Origin of the sequence: Arsenophonus sp. ENCA (assembly GCF_002287155.1) — a bacterium.
Taxonomy (GTDB): Bacteria; Pseudomonadota; Gammaproteobacteria; order Enterobacterales; family Enterobacteriaceae; genus Arsenophonus; species Arsenophonus nilaparvatae.
Genome location: NZ_NHNG01000357.1, coordinates 1 through 3706, shown reverse-complemented (window position 1 = coordinate 3706; position 3706 = coordinate 1). Strand labels below are relative to the sequence as shown.

Genomic DNA, 3706 nt, shown 5'->3' with positions numbered 1-3706 from the left:
CTTTTTTTGTCTATAGAAGGTTCAACTAATCGCCATAGGTCTTTAGGGCGGAAACATCTACTTTTTAACCATCGGCTAACCGTGTCATGAGATAAAGGCGATGGGCTGACTTCTGATAACGCCAAACTAGAGTATCTTACACTGCTTACTTGCAAGAATATTTTATAGATATCTTTAATGCATGGATAACCGGACAAAATATGAACATCCTGATTTTTTCTTGTTTTTAAATTTATACTTCTTTTTTAGAGACTGCGAAACTCGTGACCGTTTCGCTTTTAGTATTAATTAACTTTCTTGCGGATCAAATAACGGTAGGGAGGTTGCTGAATCTCTTCAGCAAGCAATTGATGTTCCATAAAACGGCAGAAAGCAGGAATATCACGGATTGTAGCCGGATCATCCGCAATAATTAATAACGTTTCACCTTCAACCATCTGACGAACCATTTTTCTTATCATCATCATTGGCTCAGGACAACGTAATCCTTGTGTATCGAGGGTTCGATTAGGGTTAGTAAAAATATCTAGCATTGGTATTTAGTTTTAAAGCCTATTCAATAGGTTGGAATTATATTACAAATCAAATAAATTCTGCCGCCATTTATTAAATAAAAATAGATAAGAAAACTTTATTATTCATTTTGCTTTTATCTTATCTCAGGCGTATGATGCACCGCGTAAATTAAATTATCATGGGTTCCCTCACCCCATTTAACCAAAAAGGTATAATATGTTCGAATTGACGCCACAACAGCGTTTCAAAGCACTCATTTGGCTTTCCTTTTTTCATATATTGATTATTACCTCCAGTAATTATCTGGTACAACTGCCAATTACCATTTTTAGCTTTCATACCACATGGGGAGCATTCACTTTCCCTTTTATTTTTTTGACAACGGATCTAACTGTACGTATTTATGGTGCTCCTCTCGCTCGACGGATTATTGCTGCAACTATGCTGCCGGCTCTTTCTGTCTCCTACATTCTTTCAGCGCTTTTTTACCAAGGACAATGGCAAGGGTTTATCACACTAAATGAATTTAATCTATTTGTTGCCCGTATTGCGCTAGCAAGCTTTATGGCTTACGCTTTAGGTCAGATTATGGATATTTTCGTGTTCAATAAATTACGTAATTATCGTCGTTGGTGGATTGCGCCGACTGTGGCAATGTTTTTCGGTAATCTACTGGATACTATTGCTTTCTTTTTCATTGCATTTTATCACAGCACTGATCCTTTTATGGCGGCCAATTGGGTAGAAATTGCTATAGTCGATTATAGCTTTAAGTTATTTATTTGTATGTTATTTTTCCTCCCTGCTTATGGATTGATGTTGAACTTCATTCTAAGTTACTTTTTCCAAGGTAAACACCAAAAGAATAGTTATCTAGCTGCAGATAACAATTAAGTTGAATCAAGCCAAAATTTGCCTAATTGAATATCTGTTTAGCGACAAAACCATCTATTGAGTGGAAAGTGGCGATATCCACTCAGTGGAATACCTTGTAACCAACAGAATGCCCAGTAATAATTCGGTTATAGGTGAATTGTTGACCTTAATCTAATGTCTGATAGCGGCTTAATAAGTAGTCATCGAACACAATATAGGCCACTCTTAATCAATAATCTTTATTAAGAAACAAAAACGAGCATTCATGGTGACTTTTTGTATCAGAACTAACAAATTTATGACAAAGTTCACAATTATACTTGAATAATTAAAAAATTATTTCTATCGCCGATATATATTTTGTCTGTTTACGCACAAATTTATAACATTTTCGCATTCGTATGCAGACATATGCATTAACATGAGTTATCTTAGCGCGCGATTAAGAAAGAAGACCTAATAATAACGTCTCACATTTTCGTTTTAGCAATTGCTTATTACTTGATAGCAAAAATTTAAATGCTATCGGAGGGGAATTATGTTAAGTATTTTTAAGCCAGCACCACATAATAAAAGAGTTCCGGCAGATCAAATTGATCCTCTTTATCGTCGCCTACGTTGGCAAATTTTCTTCGGTATCTTTTTGGGTTATGCCGCTTACTATCTCGTTAGAAAGAATTTTGCATTAGCGATGCCCTATTTAATTGAGCAGGGATTTTCTAAAGGTGAGCTTGGTTTTGCTTTATCAGGAATCTCAATTGCATATGGTATCTCAAAATTTATCATGGGCTCAGTCTCTGATCGTTCAAATCCGAGAGTATTTTTACCTGCCGGGCTAATTTTATCCGCCTCAGTAATGCTAATTATGGGCTTTGTGCCTTGGGCTACCTCAAGCATTATGATTATGTTTGTGCTGCTCTTCCTATGCGGTTGGTTTCAAGGTATGGGATGGCCTCCTTGTGGCCGAACAATGGTTCACTGGTGGTCACAAAAAGAACGGGGTGGTATCGTTTCAATTTGGAACTGCGCGCATAATGTTGGTGGTGGCATCCCGCCGTTGTTATTTATATTAGGCATGGCATGGTTCCACGACTGGAAAGCAGCACTATATATGCCTGCTTTTGCTGCCATTTTTGTTGCTATGATTGCCTTTGCTTTAATGCTTGATACGCCACAATCTTGTGGTTTACCACCGATTGAAGAATATAAAAATGACTACCCACCTGATTATACTGATAAAGACGAAAACGAGCTGACTGCAAAGCAGATTTTTATGCAATATATTTTGCCTAATAAGCTACTTTGGATGATCGCTTTTGCTAACGTTTTCGTATACTTATTACGTTATGGTGTACTCGATTGGTCACCAACTTACTTACGTGAAGTTAAACACTTTGCTATGGATAAATCCTCATGGGCTTATTTCTTATATGAATATGCAGGTATTCCAGGCACGCTACTTTGCGGTTGGATGTCAGATAAAGTTTTCAAAGGAAACCGTGGCGCCACCGGCGTATTTTTCATGGCATTAGTCACCATTGCAACTGTTGCCTTCTGGCTCAATCCGCCAGGTAATCCTCATATTGATATGGCTTGCATGCTAATTATTGGCTTCTTAATTTATGGCCCTGTTATGTTGATCGGTTTACATGCGCTTGAATTAGCACCCAAAAAAGCCGCAGGTACTGCTGCTGGTTTTACCGGTTTATTTGGCTACCTTGGTGGTTCGGTAGCAGCAAGTGCTATCGTGGGTTATACCGTTGACTATTTTGGCTGGAATGGCGGCTTTATGGTAATGATTGGCGGTAGTTTACTTTCTGTTATTTTATTATTTATCGTGATGCTGAGTGAAAGCAAGCATAAACGCGAAATGGCAGAACAACATAGCTAATTTATGTCATAAATCAGTTATCTTTAATTAATAAGCTTTGCAAAAAGGGGAACTCATTTTATCACTGATTTCCCCGCTCATAAGAGGCTGTCGCAAAAGGGGTATTTACAATAAAAATAATTTAATTTTTTCTTTAAAATCAAAATATTGAAATCATTAAAAACATGATACTACCTCTTTTGCGACAGCCTCATAAGAGGCTGTCGCAAAAGCTCATGTTATCGATTAAAATTTGCTTTATTCGTTTTAAACGCAGATCTTTTATGACCGTATTTACTCGCAAACTGGAATCGCCTTCTCACACCAAACGTAAGTTTGTCAAAGCGCAAAATCTACCTATCTTGGAGGGTTCTGTTTCCCTTTGCGATTATCTCAAGCAAATTGGTGAACGTAGGGCATTTATTGTCACAGAGATTTTGGATG

Annotated in this window: 4 protein-coding genes and 1 pseudogene; 3 read left to right on the top strand and 2 right to left on the bottom strand. The window is 37.3% G+C overall.

Features of this window, described 5'->3' with window-relative positions; translation table 11 throughout:
• On the bottom strand, nucleotides 1–197 hold a 197-nt coding region (locus CBG25_RS09465; RefSeq protein ID WP_290604058.1), incomplete at its 3' end, for a hypothetical protein.
• A gap of 87 nt (nucleotides 198–284) precedes the next feature.
• A complete protein-coding gene (gene tusA / locus CBG25_RS09460; protein ID WP_290606250.1) occupies nucleotides 285–533 on the bottom strand; it encodes a sulfurtransferase TusA in 249 nt (82 codons plus the stop codon).
• A gap of 199 nt (nucleotides 534–732) precedes the next feature.
• Here tusA and CBG25_RS09455 point away from each other — a divergent pair, with 199 nt between their 5' ends.
• The 3 genes and pseudogenes from CBG25_RS09455 to CBG25_RS09445 all read left to right on the top strand — a co-directional run.
• Nucleotides 733–1410, top strand: coding sequence for a 7-cyano-7-deazaguanine/7-aminomethyl-7-deazaguanine transporter (locus tag CBG25_RS09455; protein ID WP_290606248.1), 678 nt, complete (start codon nucleotides 733–735; stop codon nucleotides 1408–1410).
• 520 nt (nucleotides 1411–1930) lie between these two features.
• Complete coding sequence (gene glpT, locus CBG25_RS09450; RefSeq protein ID WP_290606246.1) at nucleotides 1931–3283, top strand: glycerol-3-phosphate transporter; 1353 nt, start codon at nucleotides 1931–1933, stop codon at nucleotides 3281–3283.
• 215 nt (nucleotides 3284–3498) lie between these two features.
• A pseudogene (locus CBG25_RS09445) lies at nucleotides 3499–3706 on the top strand (hypothetical protein); the annotation flags it as partial.